The organism is Cupriavidus basilensis OR16 (genome assembly GCF_000243095.1).
In the GTDB taxonomy this organism is placed as follows: Bacteria; Pseudomonadota; Gammaproteobacteria; order Burkholderiales; family Burkholderiaceae; genus Cupriavidus; species Cupriavidus basilensis_D.
The window spans coordinates 1-579 of sequence record NZ_AHJE01000360.1 but is presented as its reverse complement, the minus strand read 5'-3'; the positions used below and the strand labels follow the sequence as shown (position 1 = coordinate 579).

Sequence of the window (579 nt, the reverse complement as noted above, 5' to 3'; positions counted from 1 at the left end):
CGCGCAGCCGGCTGGAAGGGCTACTGGATCGATGCGGCGTCCTCGCTGCGCATGAAGGACGATGCCATCATCGTGCTGGATCCGGTCAACCTTGGCGTGATCAAGGATGCGCTGGCGAAGGGCGTGAAGAATTTCATCGGCGGCAACTGCACGGTCAGCTGCATGATGATGGGCCTGGGCGGCCTGTTCCAGCACGACCTGATCGACTGGATGACCTCCATGACCTACCAGGCCGCGTCGGGCGGCGGTGCGCAGCACATGCGCGAATTGCTGACGCAGTTCGGCACGCTCAATGCATCGGTCAAGTCGCTGCTGGATAACCCGGCATCGGCCATCCTGGAAATCGACCGTACCATCCTGGCGACCCAGCATGGCCTGTCGGCCGACGAAACCAAGCAGTTTGGCGTGCCGCTCGCCGGCAACCTGATTCCCTGGATTGACAAGGACCTGGGCAACGGCGTGTCGAAGGAAGAGTGGAAGGCCGGCGCGGAGACCAAACAAGATCCTGGGCCGCGGCGAAGGCTTCCTGGGCGCGACCGGCGCCGCGCCGATCGCCGTCGATGGCCTGTGCGTGCGCAT

Annotated in this window: 1 pseudogene; it reads left to right on the top strand. The window is 64.2% G+C overall.

Annotation, left to right across the window (positions count from 1 at the left end):
* A pseudogene (locus OR16_RS39135) lies at window positions 1–579 on the top strand (aspartate-semialdehyde dehydrogenase); the annotation flags it as partial.